A 19,850-nucleotide genomic window follows, 5' to 3' on the forward strand; every position below is an offset into this window, starting at 1 on the left:
TGGTTTATGTGCTGAGGGAGCCCTATGACAAGAACAGGAAAGGTTTTCAGCTGGCTGGGCGGCATTGTGCTGCTGGCGATCGCCGCGATGGCGATCTTCATCGCTACCTTCGACTGGAATCGACTCAAACCCACCATCAACGACAAAGTGTCGGCCGAACTGCGGCGGCCGTTCGCCATCCGTGGCGATCTGGGCGTCGACTGGTCGCGTAACCCAGATGAGGGCGGCTGGCGTGCCTGGGTGCCCTGGCCGCATATTCACGCCGAAGACGTGTGGCTGGGTAACCCGAAAAACATGCCCGGCGACAGCATGGTGACGCTGCAGCGCGTCGACGCCAGCATCGCACCGCTGGCGCTGCTGAGGAAAGAACTGCTGATCCCGCGCATCTGGCTCAAGCAGCCGAATGCGTCGTTGGAACGCCTGGCCAACGGCGACAACAACTGGACGTTTGATTTGGCCGCTGGCCAGGATCCGCAGCAACCGCCTTCCGCCTGGTCGTTCACCGTTCACGACATCGTGTTCGACAAGGGACAGATCGCCTTTAAAGACGCCACCCTGAAGGCGGATTTCCGCGCCGTCATCGATCCGCTCGGCAAACCGCTGCCGTTCAGTGAAGTGACCGGCAAACAGAGCGGCGGCAAGGCCGCTACCCCCGACTACGTTTTCGGTTGGCAGGTCAAGGGCAAATATAACGGCGAACCGCTGAGCGGCAGCGGCAAGATCGGCGGCATGCTGTCACTGCAGAGCGCCGATCTGCCGTTCCCGCTGCAGGCCGACGTGCGCTCCGGCAGCACCCGGGTTGCGGTGGCGGGCATCTTGTCCGATCCGCTGAACCTCGGTGGCCTGGACGTGCAGCTGAAATTTTCCGGCGAAAGCCTGGGTGACCTCTATGGCCTGACCGGCGTGCTGCTGCCGAACACGCCGCCGTATGCGACCGATGGCCATCTGATAGCCCGCCTGCATCAGCCGGGCGGCGCCGTGTTCGAATATCAGAAGTTCGACGGCAAAATCGGCGACAGCGACATTCACGGCGACTTGAAATACGTTGCCGGTAAGCCGCGGCCGACGCTGAGCGGCGCGGTGAACTCCCGGCAGCTGAGATTGGCGGATCTGGCACCGTTGATCGGCGCGGATTCCAACGCCGCCAAAGCCGGGCGCGGCGAGAAGAGCCGCCAGCCGGCGGATAAGGTGCTGCCGGTCGCACAGTTCGATACGCAAAGCTGGCGCAAGATGGATGCGGACGTGAAGTTTGCCGCCGCGCGCATCGAACGCGGCAGCGATTTACCGCTGAGCGATCTGGCCACGCATCTGAAGCTGAACAATGGCGAGTTGCGTCTGGATCCGCTGCGCTTCGGCATGGCGGGCGGCAGCCTGAACGCCGTGGTGCGTCTCGACGGCGGCAAAAAACCGATGCGCGGCCAGGTGGATATACACGCGCGCAAACTCCAGCTCAAACAGCTGTTGCCGAACGTAGAAGCGATGAAGCGCAGCCTTGGGCAAATGAACGGCGATGCCAGGCTGACGGGCAGCGGCAATTCGGTGGCCGAGCTGCTGGCGACCAGCAACGGCGACCTGCGCCTGCTGATCAATAACGGGGTGATCAGCCGTAGCCTGATGGAGATCCTCGGCCTGAACGTCGGCAACTATCTGGTGGCGCAGCTGTTCGGCGACGACGTGGTGGGCATCAACTGCGCCGCGGCGGACGTCGGCATCCGCAGCGGCGTCGCCGCGCCGCGGCTGTTCGTGTTCGACACCGAGAACGCGGTGATCAACATCACCGGCAACACCAACCTCGCCACCGAACGGCTGGATTTGTCCATCGATCCGGAAAGCAAGGGGATGCGCGTGCTGACCCTGCGCTCGCCGCTGTACGTGAAAGGCACCTTCAAGCACCCCGACGCCGGGGTGAAAGCCGGGCCGCTGATCGCGCGCGGCGCGGCGGCGGTGGCGTTGGGGGCGGTGCTGACGCCGGCGGCGGCGCTGCTGGCGCTGGTCTCGCCCAGTGAAGGCGGCGAGGAAAACCAGTGCGGGCAGATCCTGCGGGAGATGAAAGGTAAAAAGTAATCAGGCGCGCGGCGGCGGTGAGAGTAGCCGGCAGTCGTGATCCTGGATCTCTTCCGCCGAGGCCAGGGTGAATGGCAGCAGGCTGCGCTCGGTCGCCAGCAGCAGGAAATCGCCGTCCGGCAGCGCGGTCATCGCCAGGCCGAAGCTGCCCATGCGCCCGTCGGCGCGCGGCAGGCCGGAGGCCAACAGACGGAAGGCGCCCTGTTGCTCCAGCTCGGCAGGGGTCACCCGTCGCCCCAGATAGTCATGCCCCAACAGGCCGCCGGGCAGCGGTTGCCATTGCTCGATAAAATCGGGGCCGATCTGCGCCAGCCGCTGTTTTACCGCCGGCAACAGGCAGGAGATATGAATATGCAGCTGGTTTTGCGTGCGGCCATATTCCGAGTTGATCGCCAGTGAAATATCGCCGTCGTCGATCGGTTTGCCATAGCGTTCAGCCATCACGTGGCGCGCGCGCCAGGCTTGGGCGAAGAAATTCGGCGTGGCGGCGTCCAGCACCGCCGGGCTTTCTATCCCGGTGATTTTGGCGCTGGGCATCAGCAGATATTGCAGCGGCCCGTTGCGATCTTTAAACACCACGAAGCCGGCCGGCACATCCACCTGCGCGCAGGGCGCCGGGTTGTCATGCGCCTGCTGATTGGGCAGACATTGCTGGCTGACGATGCGCCACAGCGCATCGGGATGGTCGGGCTTCAACCCGTAATAGAGCGCGATGGCGAGAGCCGCCAGCAGCGCAACGCAGACAAATACCCCACGACGCAGAGACATCGGCCAATCCTGTTACCGAGAGAAACGTCCAGCATAGCCCGGTTTTATGACAGGAAACGAACAACGCGTGCGGCCCCCCGCAGTGAGGGGGCCGTAGGGGATCACAGCGACTGGTGGCGGGTTTCTTTCATCAGCAGCAGGGCCAACAGCGTCAGCCCGGCCATCGCCGCCAGGTACATGCCGACGTAGAACAGCCCGTAGTGGGCCGCCAGCCAGGTGGCGATATAAGGCGCCACGGACGCGCCGAGAATAGACGCGACGTTGTAGGAGAACGACGCGCCGGTATAGCGCACTTCGGTCGGGAACAGCTCCGGCAGCAGCGCGCCCATGGGGCCAAAGGTCAGCCCCATGATGCTCAGGCCGCACAGCAGGAAGCCCATCACCAGCGCCTGGTTGCCGGAACCCAGCAGGGTCGGGAACAGGAACGCGAAGCCGATCATCAGCAGGGTAATGGCGATCATGGTCTTGCGGCGGCCGAACGCGTCCGCCAGCAGGCCGGCGATCGGTACCATCACGCCGAAACCGATCACCGCCACCATCAGCATCCACAGGAAGCTGTTGCGGGAGTAGCCGAGCCCCAACGGCTGCGGCGTGGTGCCGTAGGTCATCGAATACACCGTCATCAGATAAAACAGCGTGTAGGTCGCCAGCATGATGAAAGTGCCGAGGATGGTCGCTTTCAGATGCTTGCTCAGCAGCGTGCCGAGCGGCACTTTCACCTGTTTGCCGGCTTTGGCCACTTTGGCGAACACCGGCGTTTCATGCAGTGATACCCGAACGTACAGGCCAATCAGCACCAGCGCGGCGGAGAGGATGAACGGCACGCGCCAGCCCCATTCCATAAACTGCTGGTCGCTCAGCAGCCAGGAGAGCAGCAGGAAGGTGCCGTTGGCGAAGAAGAAGCCGATCGGCGCGCCCAACTGGGGGAAGGAGCCGTACAGCGCGCGCTTTTTGGCCGGCGCGTTCTCCGTCGCCAGCAGGGCGGCGCCGCCCCATTCGCCGCCCAGCCCCAGGCCCTGCCCGAAGCGCGCCAGCGCCAGCAGGATAGGGGCGAAGATGCCGATGGTTTCATAGCTCGGCAGCAGGCCGATCAGCACGGTGGAAATCCCCATGGTCAGCAGCGAGGCGACCAGCGTGACCTTGCGCCCCACGCGATCGCCGAAGTGCCCGAACAGCGCAGAGCCGATAGGGCGCGCGACAAAGGCGACGGCGAAGGTGGCCAGCGACTGCAGCGTCGCGGTGGTTGGGTCGCCCTGTGGGAAGAAGATATGTGGAAACACGATCACCGCGGCGGTGGCATAGATGTAGAAGTCGAAGAACTCGATGGCGGTACCGACCAGCGAGGCGACGATGACTTTCCCGCGGGAGTTCACCGGTGTGGACGCGTCGTCGGCGTCGAGTGGGGGTGCGATGGTGGCTTGCATAATATTTCTTATTGTTGGAAGGGGTAAAAATCCATCTTAGTGACAGCATTCGGTCTTTTCAACGCGGGAACTTTGGGCAATGGCCCCGCTAACCGGTTAAAAAGACTAATGTTTTATCTGGCTTGTTTTCTGCAGCGTTAAACGTTGAGAAAGGGCTTTCGTGCAGAGGGAATGGCTGTAAAAGCGGCAAAGAAAAGTGAGCGGCAGTTTTTTATGCTGGTTTTTCGGATCGCGTGCCGAGTTATTTAGACGTATTGACTGGTTTTCTGGCTGATATCCAGAGGAAAGTGCCGGTGTGTGCGATAACACCGGCACGATCGCATGGCTTCAGCGCGTCGGCGGCTCGCGTTCCGGCAACGCTTTGTCGCCTTTGTAGTCGGCGGTGGCGATCCAGGCGGCGCAAAACAGCGTCAAACGAGCGAAGAAGTAGAAGAACGCCATCAGCCCGATCACCGATCCGAAGGCCGCGCCGGAAGGCGACTTCGCCACCTGCGGCAGCGTCATGGTCATCACGAACTTGATCACCTCAAAGCCGATGGCGGCGAGCAAGGTGCCGCGCAGCAGCGCTTTTTTCTTCGGTTTGTGGCGCGGCAGCATCCAGAAAATCCACAGGAACAGCAGATAGTTGGCGAAGATCGAGATCGACAGCGCGATCAGCGTCAGCGCCGGCCGCAGCCATTCGATGCCGTCCAGCCCCAGCGCATTGACGATCGCCGCCTGCGCCGACCCGGCGACCGAAGTCAGCGACAGCGTAATGATCAGCGCGACCACCAGGCCGGTCAGCGAGATGAAGTCGCGGGTGTATTTGAAGTAGATTTTCTCCTGATCCTGCGGATTGCGCTCCCAGACATCGCGCGACTGCGCGCGGATCGCCTCGCGCAGGTTGCCCATCCAGCTGATGCCGGAATAGAGCGCCAGCGCCAGGCCGGTCAATCCCACGGTGGTGCGCTGCTGAATGGCGGTGTTGACGGTGTTCTTCAGCGTGCTGGCCAGCGTCGGATCGCTGATGCTGCCGACGATGCGGTTGATCAAGCGGGCCAGCAGATCCGGGTTGGAGGCCAGCACGAAGCCGGCGGCGGCAAACGACACCATCAGGATCGGGATCAGCGAGAGGAATGAAAAATAGGTAATAGCGGCGCCGAACTGGCTACCCAGCCGATCGTTAAAGCGTTCGGCGGCGCGCAGCAGGTGCGCCACGCTTGGCCAGGCTTTGATGCGTTCAATCAGACGTGAAAAACCACCGATGCGGCGGTCGAGGGTCTCATGGCCGGTCTTGATGGCGATAAGCGGCTTCGGCGGCGTGTCTTGTGCGGGCTGGCGGCGTTCCTGGTCTGGTCCTGTAGGCATTACTTCACGATTTCCTTAACGTTAAACGGCATGTTTCAGCGTTGATTATAGCCAAAGCTCCGCGGCGTTTTGAGCGCCGGGCGGCAAACGGTCATTTTCCGAGCTTAGCGCGTTAGCGCCCGGCATGAAATGCCGGGGAGGGGGCGATAGGTAAAATTCCTATGAAAACCCCGTGGCGCCTCGGTTTTTTTCACTTCCCTACCTCCAATTTTTATCTGTTTCGTCGGCGAGAAAGCGTTTACTCATGATGTGGCGTCGCGTTTTGCCGCTCGCCGCTCCGCTGCAGCCGTAGGGGCTGGAACGGTCTCATCCGTCATCAACAGAAAAACTGGAAGGTCTTATGAAATTGCTTAATCACCCCACCTGTCGTCCGTTTACCGAAGCGGGCAATCTGTCGCAGCTGTCCGCCTACTATGAAGAAGGGCGGCACATCATGTGGATGCTGCTGCGCGCCGCGCCGCGTCCCTGCTTCAACCAGGCGCTGATCGAAGACATCATGACGTTGGCGCAGGCGGCGAAGGAGTCTTCGCTGCGGTTCGATTTCTGGGTCACCGGCTCGCTGGTGCCGAACATGTTCAACGTCGGCGGCGATCTGCAGTTCTTCGCCGAAGCGATCAAAAACCGCAAGCGCGAGGCGATGATGGCCTACGCGCGCGCCTGCATCGACTGCGTACATGCGGCGGCGCGCGGTTTCGACACCGGCGCGGTCAGCATTGCGATGGTCGAAGGCAGCGCGCTGGGCGGCGGCTTTGAAGCGGCGCTGGCGCACCATTTCGTGCTGGCGCAGAACAACGCGCGCATGGGGTTTCCGGAGATCGCGTTCAACCTGTTTCCCGGTATGGGCGGTTACTCGCTGGTGGCGCGCAAGGCGGGCATGCGCTTGGCCGAGGAGCTGATTTGGGGCGGCGAGTCGCACACCGCAGAGTGGTTCGAGAGCCGCGGGCTGGTAGACCAGCTGTTCCAGCCCGGCGACGCCTACATGGCGACGCGCACCTTTATCGATACCATACGGCCGAAGCTCAACGGCATGCGCGCCATGCTGCGGGCGCGTCAGCGCGTGTTGCAGCTGACGCGTTCCGAGCTGATGGACATTACCGAAGATTGGGTGCACTCGGCCTTTACCATTGAGGAAAAAGACCGCGCCTACATCGAGCGGCTGGTGATGTTGCAGGATCGCCATACCCTGAACCTGCGTCGTGCCGGCTAACGTTAACGCGCCCGCTTCACGCGGAGGGTGAGTGCGGGCGGTAGGACTGCAGCCAATGCTCCAGCTGTTCCGGGAGCATTGGCCGCGCAAACAGAAAGCCCTGTTTTTCGTCCACGCCGACCTCGTCGAGGAAGTGGTTTTCGCTCTCGGTCTCCACCCCTTCGGCGATCACCCGGAACGCCAACGCCTCTGCCGCCGCAACGATCGCGCGCACCAACGATTGCGATACCGGGTTGAAATTCACCCCGCGTACGAAGCTTTTATCCAGCTTGATGGCGTCCAGCGGAATACGCGCCAGCTGCGCCAGCGACGAATAGCCGGTGCCGAAGTCGTCGAGATGCACCTGCGCGCCCAGTTCGCGCAACCGGGTGATCAGCGCGCGAGCGCGGTTCTCGTCTTCAATCAGGCTGCTTTCGGTCAACTCGAAGTCCAACAGACAAGGGGCCATGCGGTGACGGCGCAGCACCCCGAGCAGGTCGTTGACGATGCTGTCGTCGGCCAGCTGCCGGGCGGAGAGGTTGACCGCCACCCGCAGATTCAATCCCTGCTCTTGCCACTGCGCCGCCTGGCCGGCGGCGGTCTGCAATACCCATTGCCCCAGCGGGCCGATCAGGCCGGACTCCTCGGCGTAGGAGATGAACTGCAGCGGCGGGATCAGGCCGCGCTCCGGCGAATCCCAGCGCACCAGCGCTTCCACGCTGTGCACTTCACCGCTGCGCGCGTCGATTTTCGGCTGGTAATACAGCACCAGCTGATTTTGCTCCAGGCCTTTGCGCAGATTGGTGTCCAGCCACATGTATTCGGCGACGCGCTTGTTCATCTCCGGCGAGAAGATGGTATAGGTGCGTTTGCCGTGCTCCTTGGCGACGTACATGGCGGTATCGGCGCTGCGGATCAGGCTGTCGAGATCGTTGCCGTGCTCCGGGCACAGCGCGATGCCGATCGAACAGCCGGTATACACCTCAATCAGGCCGATGCGGAAAGGGGTTTTCAGCCTGTCGATGATGCGCTGTGCCAGCGTTTGCAGGCGCTCGCGATCGGTTTGCGGCGCCAGCACCAAGAATTCGTCGCCGCCGAGGCGAGCGAGCACCTGGTCCGGGCTCAGGCAGCCGAGGATCGCCAGCGCGACTTCGACCAGCAGCCGATCGCCGAACATATGGCCGTAGGCGTCGTTGACCTTCTTGAAGTTGTCGAGATCGAGGTAGACCAAGCCGAAACTCTCTTCGCCGCGCGTGGCGATGGCGTGATTGATCTTGTCCTGGATAGCGTTGCGGTTCGGTAGGCCGGTGATGAGATCTGTGTTGGCCAACACCCGCAGCCGCTCCTGCGCGCGGCGTTCTTCGGTGATGTCGGTACCGGAGCAGATTAGAAAGACTTCGTTCTTGCCGCTGCCGCTGTGCACGAACTTGTTGCGGAACAGGAACAGACGTTCCCCCTTGACCGTTTTTACCCAGCGCTCCACCTCATAGGACGAACCGTTGCGGAAGAAGCCGGCGATGTTGCGCCGCGAGGCGGCGGCCTCTTCCGGGCTCATAAACAGCTGGAAAACGTTTTTGCCGATCACTTCGTGTTCGCGTAGCCCGGTGTACTCCTCGCTCAGCCGGTTGAAGCGTTGGATGCGGCCGTGCTGATCGACGATCACGATCACCGAGTTGGCTTCGGACACCACCTGCTCGGCGAAGGAAAGGCCGTGTACCAGATCGCGCGCCACGGATTGGGTGTCGCTGAAGGCGGAGGCGGTGCCTGCCCATTCGAGATGGTTGACGCGCCGCCCCACCAGATGCAGGTGCAGCGGTTCTCCGGCGAGCGTAATGGTCAGTTCAAGGCTGGCGGTGACGCCGGTCAGGCGGCGGATTTTCGCCGCTTCCATGGCGCTGAGCGCCACCGCGACGTGGGCTTTGCCCTTCACGGCGGACAGCTCCAGGGCATTGCTGTCAAACGCCAGCCGCCAGTGGGGGCTTTGGGTGCCGAAGTGGGCGTTAAGAAGCTCAGGGCCTTGGTCTGCGGGCATGATGATTCCTCAAAAGAGCACGGGCGTCCGGTCAGCACGAGGCCCCGGGGCAGCCTGTTGGCCCGAAAGTGGTCGCCGTGCGCATCTGTGCATCATATAACAGGTTTTCACAGGCGGGGCGGTGATGGAAACTATTATATAAGCAATGATTAGTTTTGCGGTGTAAACGTCACCCGGCGGCCGGTTGTCTTAAAGTGTAGGAGAACATCGGATCCTGTGATGTTTGTACCGACCTCCTCGCTATCGGAAAACGGTTGATGCAAGGTTGCTGTGGGGGCGAGTAAATTATAGCGGTGAGGGTGAGTTTGAAAAATAACTCAGCCGAGGGGATTTTACCGGGAAATTAAAATTTCCATCAAATAAACGCCATCTTCATAGTTTTCTCATAATTGGTGAATAAATCCGAGACGGGTTTTAAAAAGTTTACACACCCTCGCATTACTTGAATTTTATCAGCCTATTATTATCTCCGACGACGAATGAGCCTGTTAACGTACAGCGCTCCTGATGAAGAAAAACTTTTAAGGAAATGATTATGCGTAAATTGACGGCTTTATTTATTGCTTCCACGCTGGCTCTGGGTTCTGCTTCCGCGGCGTTCGCTGCCGACACGGCGGCTGCTCCGGCTGCGGATGCGGCACCGATGAAAATGATGCATCACAAGGGTGAAGGCAAAGGCGGCCCGTTCGCCGGTCTGAATCTGACCGAACAGCAGCGCCAGCAGATGCGCGACATCATGAAAGAGTCGCACCAGAAGCGCGGGCCGGGTATGAAAGAAGAACGCCAGGCGCTGCATAATCTGGTCGCTTCCGACAGCTTTGATGAAGCGAAGGCGAAAGCGCAAATTGACGCTATCGGTAAAGCGCAATCCGAACGCATGCTGGAACGCGCCAAGGCGGAAAATAAAATGTATAACCTGCTGACTCCTGAGCAGAAAAAACAATACAATGAGAATTATCAGAAACGCGAGCAAAAGATGATGGACCATATGAATAAAATGAAGGAACAGATGTCCTCCGGTCAGTAATATCCGCTCGCGGTGAATAAAAAAGGGCCAGACTATTTGTCTGGCCCTTTTGCTTACCTCACTACACGTCCCGTTAAATAACGGGTTTTCCCTGGTGTTGTGCGCGAGTAAAACAGTCTGTTAACCCTTGTTGATATTTTTGAATTGTCGGGTTGTTTCCGTCAAAGCCACTTCGGTGGGCAGGCGCTCCATGGAGCTGGCACCATAGAATCCGTCGACCAAAGGGCAATGCTGCATAATGTAGGCCGCATCCTTCGGCGTCGCGATAGGGCCGCCATGGCACAGAACGATCACGTCCTCGCGCACGCGTTTCGCGGCCTGAGCCCACTCGTTGATCAGGGGAACGCAACCCGCCAGCGTCAGCGCCGTTTCCGCACCGATATTGCCGCCGGTGGTCAGCCCCATATGCGGTACGATGATATCGGCGCCGGCCTGCGTCATCGCGACGGCATCATCTGCGCTGAACACATAAGGCGTGGTCAGCAGATCCTTTTCATGCGCCAGGCGAATCATGTCGACTTCCAGCGCATAGCCCATTCCGGTTTCTTCGAGATTGGCGCGGAAGTTGCCGTCGATCAAACCCACCGTCGGGAAATTCTGTACGCCGGAAAAACCGATCGCCTTGATGTCATTAAGGAATTTATCGAACTGACAGAACGGATCGGTACCATTGACCCCGGCTAAAACCGGCGTGTGTTTGACGACCGGCAACACCTCTTTTGCCATATCCATAACGATGTCGTTCGCATTGCCGTAGGCCAGTAAACCCGCCAGAGAACCTCTGCCCGCCATGCGGTAGCGGCCCGAGTTATAAATGACGATCAGATCGATGCCGCCGGCTTCCTCACATTTTGCTGAGAGGCCGGTTCCGGCGCCGCCGCCGATAATCGGCTCGCCACGGGCAATCATTTCTCTGAATTGAGTCAGTAGTTCCTGACGGGAATTTTTAGCCATGTTTAGCTCCAATCAAAAATGAGCGATCTCCCTGAACTGTTGCACGGCGAAGTCGGCAAAACGGGGATCGTTGATGTTATAAGGGGTCTTGATCAGGCGGCGCTTTTCCGTGACGCGCAATGTTGCTTCCAACGCGTCGGTAAAGGCGGCCAATGCTTCTGGGTTCCAAAATGGTTGCCCTGGTGCATCCAGTGCGGAAACGCCGCCCTCGGGTAACAGGAAACGTACATCGCCTTCGCAAGCATTGAGCTTGTCGCCGATCCAACGGCCCATCAGCGCATTCTCTTCCGGCGTAGTGCGCATCAGCGTGACTTGGGCATTGTGTTGATAAAACTGGCGCTGAGCGTATCGGGCGGGAACGCTGTCCGGGTGGGAAAAGTTCACCATATCCAGCGCGCCACAGGACATCACGCAGGGAACGCCGGTGCGTGCGAGAGCACCAAAACGATCCTCGCTGCACGCCAGTACGCCGCCGAACAGGTAGTCGCAAACTTCGGTCGTGGTCAGATCCAGCACGCCATTCAGCAAATGGCTGTCGATCAGCTTTTCCATCGCTCTGCCGCCGCTGCCGGTAGCATGAAATACCAGGCAATCCAGGCTCTCTTCGAGCGCTGCCGTGGCGGCTTGAATACAGGGGGTGGTCACACCGAACATCGTGAGGCCGACGGCCGGTTTGCTGTCGACCGTCGCTTGAGCTGCGAAGCGAACGGCGCCGGCGATCTGATGCGCGGCATTGCCCAGCACGGTGCGGGAGATGCGGTTCAACCCGGCAACGTCAGTGACGGAATACATCATGCAGATATCGCTGGCTCCGACATACCCGGAAACGTCGCCGGAGGCCATGGTGGAAACCATCAACTTAGGCAAACCGATAGGCAGCTGTTGCATGGCGGGCGTGATCAGCGCAGTGCCGCCAGAGCCGCCCAGCCCGAGCAGTGCAGCGACATCGCGGCGTGACAGCATGAATTTTTCGAAGGCCAGTGCCATGGCGGCAATCGCTTTGCCGCGATCGCCACAAAAAACGGCGCGTTCGCCATCGGGATGGCAGTGAGCGACAGTAGCGGCGGAGATATCGGCCCGGTAGCTGTCGGAGGCCAGCGGTTGGGTGGAAAGATCGACGGTCAGCGTGGGTAATCCGGTTTCGGCGATCAGGCGGCGCACATAAGCCAATTCCCGTCCCTTGGTATCCGCTGTGGTTGCAACGTAAATCACTGCCTGATTGTCGTTCATTAGCCTCTTCCTGACGTAGGGTTCAGATGGCCGACACGCTGATTTATAATTTATATTTTAATGCGTTAGTAAAATTGAATTCCCTGGTGTTGACTAAGAGTGCTGAGCGTAGTCGGTGAATTCCTCATCATAATGAGACGGTAGTATCATTTATGCAAGTCTAATTCGCATCGAATGAGATGAAAGTCTCATTTTCGACGTGAAGCAAAGTGAGCTCGACGCACGCCGCATGGCGTAATAGCTGACAAGTTTGTTACAGTGGATTTTATTCGCCAGGTCTATGTTAGACGGGCGTAGAGAAAGAAGAGGTTGCCGTGCCATTAATCGTATCTACCCGCTTGACTCATACCCGGGCCAGAACTCGTAAGCTGTTGCTTGACAGCGCAATGGAATTGTTCGACGGCGGTGCCTTTCCTTCGATAACGGAGTTGGCTCAACATGCGCAAGTCTCGCGTGCGACAGCTTACCGCTACTTCCCTACGCAAAGCGATCTGATCACCGCCGTTGTGGCTGAAAGTCTGGGGCCCATTTTGGAGTGGCAGCCGAAAGACGACAGCGCCGAAGCGCGGATACTGCAGCTGCTCAGCTTTGCTTATCCGCAGATGGAACAGCATGAGGGAGCGCTGCGAGCGGCCTTGCAGCTTTCGTTGCAGCAGTGGGCATTGGCTCGGTCCAACACCGATAAGCCAGGCGAGAAGCTGGTGCGCGGTAACCGCAAGCGGCTGCTGAAGATGGCGGTGGAACCGCTACAGGGCAAACTGCCACCGGACTCTCTACAGAGAGTGATTTATGCTTTCTCGCTGATTTACGGCTCGGAAGTGTTCCTGGTGTTGAAAGATATCTGGGGGCTGGAGCTCGATAATATCCAGGACGTCACGCAATGGATGGCCAAAGCCATTCTTCGTCAGGCGGAAGAAGACGCGATGAACAGCAAAAAAACATCAGCAGGATAATCCAATTTTTGCCAATGGCTGACTGAAAAACCAGCATAATTCACTGAGTGAATATTGGCAAAGATTATAATTAAAAGTGATAAAAGACGCCTGTTAATCACTTTTCAGGCGTTCTGTCCCTTCGTTTCTTCATGAATTATATTCTTATTTATCATAACTATAGTGTTATTTTTCTCTCTTTCTGTCGCCACTTCGGCGCTGGGAAACGCCATTGCTATTTCTTATCCCCCTGCGCCTGATCCATCCCTGAAACTTTCTCTCCTCCCTCCTGATTGCCGAATGACACATTAAGCGCACTTGAGATTGTTGTGCTTTATTTATTTGGTGTTACCAAACTGTTACACAAAAAATCTTATAAAACATTTGCAAACAACAACGGACGGTATCTGGGATGGAGAAGAAACTTAGAGGAGTCAAATCCGCTCGGGCGGCCTTCGGCTGGCCTGAAATCGGAGTTCATCGCGCACAATGGAGCGCGATGCTGATCTGCCTGACGGCGATCGGCGGGGCGCAGGCAGCCACCTATATAGAGAATGGCAAAGCGGGCGATCCGGCCAGCTGGCGCAGCAGCGAGTTCAACGCGGAATGGGGGCTGGGGGCGATCCACGCTGACCAAGCCTACGCCGCCGGTTATACCGGCAAAGGCATCAAACTCGGCATTTTCGATCAGCCGGTCTACGCCAAACACCCCGAGTTTTCCGGTCCTGATAAGGTGATCAATCTGGTTACCCATGGCACCCGCGAATACACCGATCCCTATATTCCGGTGAAAAAAGGCGATGACTTCCGCTATGACGGTACGCCAAGCACCGACTCCAGCGGCAAATTAGGCTCGCACGGCACCCACGTGGGCGGCATCGCCGCAGGCAGCCGCGACGGCGGCGCCATGCACGGGGTGGCGTTCAACGCGCAGATCATCAGCGCAGAAAACGGCGATCCCGGCCCGGAAGACGGCATTGTGCTCGGTAACGACGGCGCGGTTTACCAGGCCGGCTGGGAGGCGCTGGTGGCCAGCGGCGCGCGCATCATCAACAACAGCTGGGGTATCGGTATCACCGAAAAATTCGATAAAGGCGGTTATGACCCGGCTTATCCACACTTCACGGTGAACGACGCGCAAAAGCAGTTCGATCAGATCAAACAGATCCTCGGCACCAAGCCCGGCGGCGCCTATCAGGGCGCGATCGACGCGGCGCGCAGCGGCGTGGTCACCATCTTCGCCGCCGGTAACGATTACAACCTGAACAACCCGGACGCCATGGCCGGCCTGGCCTATTTTGTGCCGGATATCGCGCCGCACTGGCTGTCGGTCGCCAGCTTGCAAGATCCCACCAATAGCGGCGATTACAGCATCAGCACCTTCTCTTCCCGCTGCGGCTATACCGCCAGCTTCTGCGTCTCTGCGCCGGGTACCCGGGTGTACAGCTCGGTGATCGCGGGCACCGGTGTGGACGACCTTACGACCGGCTATGCCAATAAAAGCGGCACCTCGATGGCGGCGCCGCACGTGGCCGGCAGCGTTGCGGTGCTGATGGAACGTTTCCCGTATCTGAATGGCGCACAGGTGGCGGACGTGCTGAAAACCACCGCCACCGACATGGGTGCGCCGGGCATCGACGCACTCTACGGCTGGGGAATGATCAACCTGGGCAAGGCCATCAACGGCCCGGGCATGCTGGTTACCGAGCAGGACATTCCCGAAGAGTTCCGCGTCAACGGCGCTTACGGTTCACCACAGTTCGTGGTGGATCTGCCGGGCGTCGGTGCGGTGCTGGACAAGGGTAAACCGACCGAGCGCGTCTGCAGCAGCGATCTTTGCGGCCTGGACTTTTGGAGCAACGACATCTCCGGCCACGGCGGCCTGACCAAGCAGGGGATCGGCACGCTGGTGCTGACGGGTCACAACACCTATGCCGGCCCGACGCTGGTCAATCAGGGGCGGCTGGCAGTCAACGGCTCGGTCACCTCGGCCGTCAGCGTGCAGAACGGCGGCATCGTCGGCGGCAGCGGCACGGTCGGTTCGCTGACCGCCCGTCAGGGCGGCACCGTGGCGCCGGGCAACTCGATCGGCACCCTGAACGTGGCGGGCAACGTCAGCTTCGAGCCGGGTTCGCGCTACGCGGTGGAAGTGGGGCCGAACGGCCAGAGCGATCGGATCCAGAGCAGCGGATCGGCGACGATCGGCGGCGGCGAGGTAGAGGTGAGGCTGGAGAACAGCCCCAACCTGCTGACGCAAAGCGAGGTGCGCAGCCTGCTGGGCCAGCAGTACAACATTTTGAGCGCGCAGCAGGGGGTGAGCGGGCAGTTTGACGCGGTGGCGCCAAACTACCTGTTCCTCGGCACCGGGCTGAGCTACCAGCCGACCGGGGTGACGCTGAGCGTCGGGCGCAACGGCACGAGCTTCGCCAGCGTGGCGCAGACGCCGAACGAGCGTGCGGTGGCGGCGGCGGCGGATGCGCTGGCGGCGGGCAACCCGGTGTACGAGAGCCTGCTCGGCAGCGGTACGGCGGGCGAAGCGCGGCAGGCGTTCCGTCAGCTGTCGGGGCAAATCCATGCGGATATCGCGTCGGCGCTGGTGAACGACAGCCGCTACCTGCGTGAGGCGCTGAACGGGCGTCTGCGTCAGGCGGAAGGGCTGGCGAGCTCGTCGGCCATCAAGGCGGACGAGGATGGTGCCTGGGCGCAGCTGCTGGGGGCGTGGGACCACGCGTCGGGCGACGCCAACGCCACGGGTTATCAGGCCTCGACCTACGGGGTGCTGGTGGGGCTGGACTCGGCGGCGGCAGCCGACTGGCGGCTGGGGGTGGCGACCGGCTACACCCGTACCTCGCTGCACGGCGGGTACGGGTCGAAGGCGGACAGCGACAACTACCACCTGGCGGCGTACGGCGACAAGCAGTTCGGGGCGCTGGCGCTGCGCGGCGGGGCGGGCTACACCTGGCACCGCATCGACACCAAGCGGTCGGTGAACTACGGGATGCAGTCGGACCGCGACACGGCGAAGTACAGCGCGCGCACCGAGCAGCTGTTCGCGGAAGCGGGCTACAGCGTGCAGGGTGAGTGGCTGAACCTGGAGCCGTTCGTGAACCTGGCGTACGTGAACTTCGAGAACAACGGCATCGCGGAAAGCGGCGGCGCGGCGGCCTTGCGCGGGGATAAACAGCACACGGATACGACGGTGTCGACGCTGGGCCTGCGTGCGGACACCGAATGGCAGGTGACCCCGGGCACGACGGTGGCGCTGCGCAGCGAACTGGGGTGGCAACACCAGTACGGCGGTCTGGAGCGCGGCACCGGGCTGCGGTTCAACGGCGGCAACGCGCCGTTCGTGGTGGACAGCGTGCCGGTCTCGCGTGACGGGATGGTGCTGAAGGCGGGGGCGGAAGTGGCGGTGAACGAAAACGCCACGCTGTCGCTGGGCTACGGCGGGCTGCTGTCGCAGCACCACCAGGACAACAGCGTCAACGCCGGCTTCATCTGGCGCTTCTAAGCAACATCGACTCAATCCTTGTAGGGGAACCGTCTGCGGGCGGTTCCTTTTTCACATCCTGCTAATGAGAACCCGGCGCACCTGGGGCGCCGGCCAATAACAAGCAAAAGGTAAGGAAATGACAACAACAATGGGTTTTGATAGCAAAGGAAACGTTCGTCGCTCACCGTGGCGGCTGAACGCGCTGGTCTGCTGCATGGCGCTGGCGGGGTATGCGCAGGCAGCACCGCACGAGGTGAACGGCCAAGCCGGCGATCCGGCCAGCTGGCGCAGCGCCGAATTCAACGCCAACTGGGGGCTGGGGGCGATCCACGCCGATGAGGCCTATGCCGCAGGCTATACCGGCAAAGGGCAGAAGGTGGGCATTTTCGATACCCCGGTCAACCGCCATCCCGAGTTCGCCGGCGACGGCAAACTGATCAACGTGGTCACCGAAGGCTATCGCGCCTACACCGATCCGCACCGGCCGGGCATTAACGCTGGCGACCGCTTTTACTTCGACGGCACCTTCCATTTCTATAACGGGGCGACGTTGAGCAATCACGGGGTGCACGTCGCGGGCATCAGCGCCGCCAAGCGCGATGGCGTTGGCATGCACGGCGTGGCCTTCGATTCGCAGGTGATCAGCGTCGATAACGACAACGACGGCCCGGCCTACGGCGAATTTCTCGGCTTGGACGGCGCCGTCACCAATGCTGGCTGGCAGGCGATGATCAACAGCGGTGCGCGGGTGATCAACAACAGCTGGGGCGTCAGTATTCCCGACTTTCTGTCCGACGGCGGCCGCGATCCTAACGCGCTGCACTTTGAGCTGAAGGATGCGCAGGAACAATTCGATCAGGTCAAACCGCTGCTCGGCAGCCTGGCCGGCGCAGGCTATCAGGGCGCCATCGACGCGGCGCGCAAAAATATTCTGGTGCTGTTCGCCGCCGGCAACGACGGCAACTACAACCAACCGGATGTGATCAGCGGGCTGGCCTACTTCGTGCCGGACATCGCGCCGAACTGGCTGTCGGTTGCCAGCGTGGCGCAGGATGCGGCATCGACCAACAGCGTGCCTTACACCATCAGCAGCTTCTCTTCCCGCTGTGGCTATACCGCCAGCTTCTGCGTCTCGTCGCCGGGCAGCAAAATCTACAGCACCGTGGCCAACGGTTCCGATCCGGCCAACCTGGTGTCGGACTACGGCAATAAAAACGGCACCTCGATGGCGACGCCGCACGTCACCGGCGCGGTGGCGGTGTTGCTGCAGCGCTTCCCGTACATGACCTCGGCGCAGATTGCCGACGTGTTGAAAACCACCGCCACCGACATGGGCGCGCCGGGCATCGATGCGCTCTATGGCTGGGGGATGATCAACCTGGGCAAGGCCATCAACGGCCCGGGTATGTTCTATACCGTCGAGGATATTCCCGCGGAGTTCCGCATCCCGGATCCGACGGGCGTGGCCTATGGCCCGACCCAGTTTGTCGCCAATATTCCGGGGAGGGGTGCCGAGGTGGATGCCGGTACGCTGCACGCCAGGAAATGTGATGACTTCCACTGTGGATGGGAAATCTACTCCAACAACATTTCTGGCCACGGCGGCCTGACCAAAGAGGGCGCGGGAACCCTGGAGCTGACCGGCACCAACACCTATGCCGGCCCGACGCTGGTCAATCAGGGGCGGCTGGCAGTCAACGGCTCTGTCACCTCGGCCGTCAGCGTGCAGAACGGCGGCACCGTCGGCGGCAGCGGCACGGTCGGTTCGCTGACCGCCCGTCAGGGCGGCACCGTGGCGCCGGGCAACTCGATCGGCACCCTGAACGTGGCGGGCAACGTCAGCTTCGAGCCGGGTTCGCGCTACGCGGTGGAAGTGGGGCCGAACGGCCAGAGCGATCGGATCCAGAGCAGCGGATCGGCGACGATCGGCGGCGGCGAGGTAGAGGTGAGGCTGGAGAACAGCCCCAACCTGCTGACGCAAAGCGAGGTGCGCAGCCTGCTGGGCCAGCAGTACAACATTTTGAGCGCGCAGCAGGGGGTGAGCGGGCAGTTTGACGCGGTGGCGCCAAACTACCTGTTCCTCGGCACCGGGCTGAGCTACCAGCCGACCGGGGTGACGCTGAGCGTCGGGCGCAACGGCACGAGCTTCGCCAGCGTGGCGCAGACGCCGAACGAGCGTGCGGTGGCGGCGGCGGCGGATGCGCTGGCGGCGGGCAACCCGGTGTACGAGAGCCTGCTCGGCAGCGGTACGGCGGGCGAAGCGCGGCAGGCGTTCCGTCAGCTGTCGGGGCAAATCCATGCGGATATCGCGTCGGCGCTGGTGAACGACAGCCGCTACCTGCGTGAGGCGCTGAACGGGCGTCTGCGTCAGGCGGAAGGGCTGGCGAGCTCGTCGGCCATCAAGGCGGACGAGGATGGTGCCTGGGCGCAGCTGCTGGGGGCGTGGGACCACGCGTCGGGCGACGCCAACGCCACGGGTTATCAGGCCTCGACCTACGGGGTGCTGGTGGGGCTGGACTCGGCGGCGGCAGCCGACTGGCGGCTGGGGGTGGCGACCGGCTACACCCGTACCTCGCTGCACGGCGGGTACGGGTCGAAGGCGGACAGCGACAACTACCACCTGGCGGCGTACGGCGACAAGCAGTTCGGGGCGCTGGCGCTGCGCGGCGGGGCGGGCTACACCTGGCACCGCATCGACACCAAGCGGTCGGTGAACTACGGGATGCAGTCGGACCGCGACACGGCGAAGTACAGCGCGCGCACCGAGCAGCTGTTCGCGGAAGCGGGCTACAGCGTGCAGGGTGAGTGGCTGAACCTGGAGCCGTTCGTGAACCTGGCGTACGTGAACTTCGAGAACAACGGCATCGCGGAAAGCGGCGGCGCGGCGGCCTTGCGCGGGGATAAACAGCACACGGATACGACGGTGTCGACGCTGGGCCTGCGTGCGGACACCGAATGGCAGGTGACCCCGGGCACGACGGTGGCGCTGCGCAGCGAACTGGGGTGGCAACACCAGTACGGCGGTCTGGAGCGCGGCACCGGGCTGCGGTTCAACGGCGGCAACGCGCCGTTCGTGGTGGACAGCGTGCCGGTCTCGCGCGACGGGATGGTGCTGAAGGCGGGGGCGGAAGTGGCGGTGAACGAAAACGCCACGCTGTCGCTGGGCTACGGCGGGCTGCTGTCGCAGCACCACCAGGACAACAGCGTCAACGCCGGTTTCACCTGGCGCTTCTGACCTTCAACGGCGATCTCAAGGACAACGGAGCCGGCATGCCGGCTCCGTTTTTATTTGCGGCTGCGGGGTGAGTCCGTATGATGGCGCGGCGCCAGGGGCAATAAAAAACCGGGACCCTGACGGATCCCGGCTCAAAAGTGGGTAAAACAGATTAGCGC

General features: G+C 61.3%; 12 protein-coding genes. 6 read left to right on the forward strand and 6 right to left on the reverse strand.

Annotated features, from left to right (window positions below; genetic code table 11):
* Nucleotides 1-24: 24 nt before the first annotated feature.
* Nucleotides 25-2,064, forward strand: a complete 2,040-nt coding sequence (locus tag ACJ8HT_RS21200; protein WP_197653322.1) for an AsmA family protein — start codon at nucleotides 25-27, stop codon at nucleotides 2,062-2,064.
* Here ACJ8HT_RS21200 and ACJ8HT_RS21205 read toward each other — a convergent pair whose 3' ends face one another.
* The 3 genes from ACJ8HT_RS21205 to yhjD form a co-directional block, all read right to left on the reverse strand.
* Nucleotides 2,065-2,832, reverse strand: a complete 768-nt coding sequence (locus tag ACJ8HT_RS21205) for a CDP-diacylglycerol diphosphatase (RefSeq protein ID WP_047729636.1) — start codon at nucleotides 2,830-2,832, stop codon at nucleotides 2,065-2,067.
* 101 nt (nucleotides 2,833-2,933) lie between these two features.
* On the reverse strand, nucleotides 2,934-4,256 hold the full coding sequence (locus ACJ8HT_RS21210) for an MFS transporter (RefSeq protein WP_038874673.1): 1,323 nt from the start codon (nucleotides 4,254-4,256) through the stop codon (nucleotides 2,934-2,936).
* 327 nt (nucleotides 4,257-4,583) lie between these two features.
* Nucleotides 4,584-5,603 (reverse strand): inner membrane protein YhjD, encoded by a 1,020-nt coding sequence (gene yhjD, locus ACJ8HT_RS21215; RefSeq protein WP_049270142.1) that lies wholly within the window; start codon nucleotides 5,601-5,603, stop codon nucleotides 4,584-4,586.
* A gap of 340 nt (nucleotides 5,604-5,943) precedes the next feature.
* On the opposite strand from yhjD, the gene ACJ8HT_RS21220 reads away from it, so the two are divergent.
* Nucleotides 5,944-6,810, forward strand: coding sequence for a crotonase/enoyl-CoA hydratase family protein (locus tag ACJ8HT_RS21220; RefSeq protein WP_038874666.1), 867 nt, complete (start codon nucleotides 5,944-5,946; stop codon nucleotides 6,808-6,810).
* Nucleotides 6,811-6,826: 16 nt separating this feature from the next.
* Here ACJ8HT_RS21220 and pdeR read toward each other — a convergent pair whose 3' ends face one another.
* Nucleotides 6,827-8,821, reverse strand: a complete 1,995-nt coding sequence (gene pdeR, locus ACJ8HT_RS21225) for a cyclic di-GMP phosphodiesterase (RefSeq protein WP_197653323.1) — start codon at nucleotides 8,819-8,821, stop codon at nucleotides 6,827-6,829.
* A gap of 535 nt (nucleotides 8,822-9,356) precedes the next feature.
* Here pdeR and spy point away from each other — a divergent pair.
* Nucleotides 9,357-9,848 carry an ATP-independent periplasmic protein-refolding chaperone Spy gene (gene spy / locus ACJ8HT_RS21230; RefSeq protein WP_049198308.1) on the forward strand — a complete coding sequence of 164 codons (492 nt, stop codon included), beginning with the start codon at nucleotides 9,357-9,359 and terminating at the stop codon, nucleotides 9,846-9,848.
* Nucleotides 9,849-9,968: 120 nt separating this feature from the next.
* Here spy and ACJ8HT_RS21235 read toward each other — a convergent pair whose 3' ends face one another.
* Entirely contained in the window at nucleotides 9,969-10,802 is an 834-nt protein-coding gene (locus ACJ8HT_RS21235; RefSeq protein ID WP_049198307.1) for a phosphoenolpyruvate hydrolase family protein, read from the reverse strand.
* Between the two features lie 12 nt (nucleotides 10,803-10,814).
* Nucleotides 10,815-12,032 carry a Tm-1-like ATP-binding domain-containing protein gene (locus tag ACJ8HT_RS21240; RefSeq protein WP_197653324.1) on the reverse strand — a complete coding sequence of 406 codons (1,218 nt, stop codon included), beginning with the start codon at nucleotides 12,030-12,032 and terminating at the stop codon, nucleotides 10,815-10,817.
* A 314-nt stretch (nucleotides 12,033-12,346) separates the two neighbouring features.
* Here ACJ8HT_RS21240 and ACJ8HT_RS21245 point away from each other — a divergent pair, with 314 nt between their 5' ends.
* The 3 genes from ACJ8HT_RS21245 (at nucleotide 12,347) to ACJ8HT_RS21255 (ending at nucleotide 19,692) form a co-directional block, all read left to right on the forward strand.
* Nucleotides 12,347-12,985 (forward strand): TetR/AcrR family transcriptional regulator, encoded by a 639-nt coding sequence (locus tag ACJ8HT_RS21245; protein ID WP_049198305.1) that lies wholly within the window; start codon nucleotides 12,347-12,349, stop codon nucleotides 12,983-12,985.
* Between the two features lie 478 nt (nucleotides 12,986-13,463).
* The gene (locus ACJ8HT_RS21250) at nucleotides 13,464-16,475 is read left to right on the forward strand and encodes an autotransporter serine protease (protein WP_197653325.1); all 3,012 of its coding nucleotides are present in this window, start codon (nucleotides 13,464-13,466) and stop codon (nucleotides 16,473-16,475) included.
* Nucleotides 16,476-16,593: 118 nt separating this feature from the next.
* A complete protein-coding gene (locus ACJ8HT_RS21255) occupies nucleotides 16,594-19,692 on the forward strand; it encodes an autotransporter outer membrane beta-barrel domain-containing protein (protein ID WP_376787982.1) in 3,099 nt (1,032 codons plus the stop codon).
* Nucleotides 19,693-19,850 lie beyond the last annotated feature (158 nt).

Source organism: Serratia sp. CY44782 (assembly GCF_052168715.1).
Lineage (GTDB): Bacteria > Pseudomonadota > Gammaproteobacteria > Enterobacterales > Enterobacteriaceae > Serratia > Serratia nevei.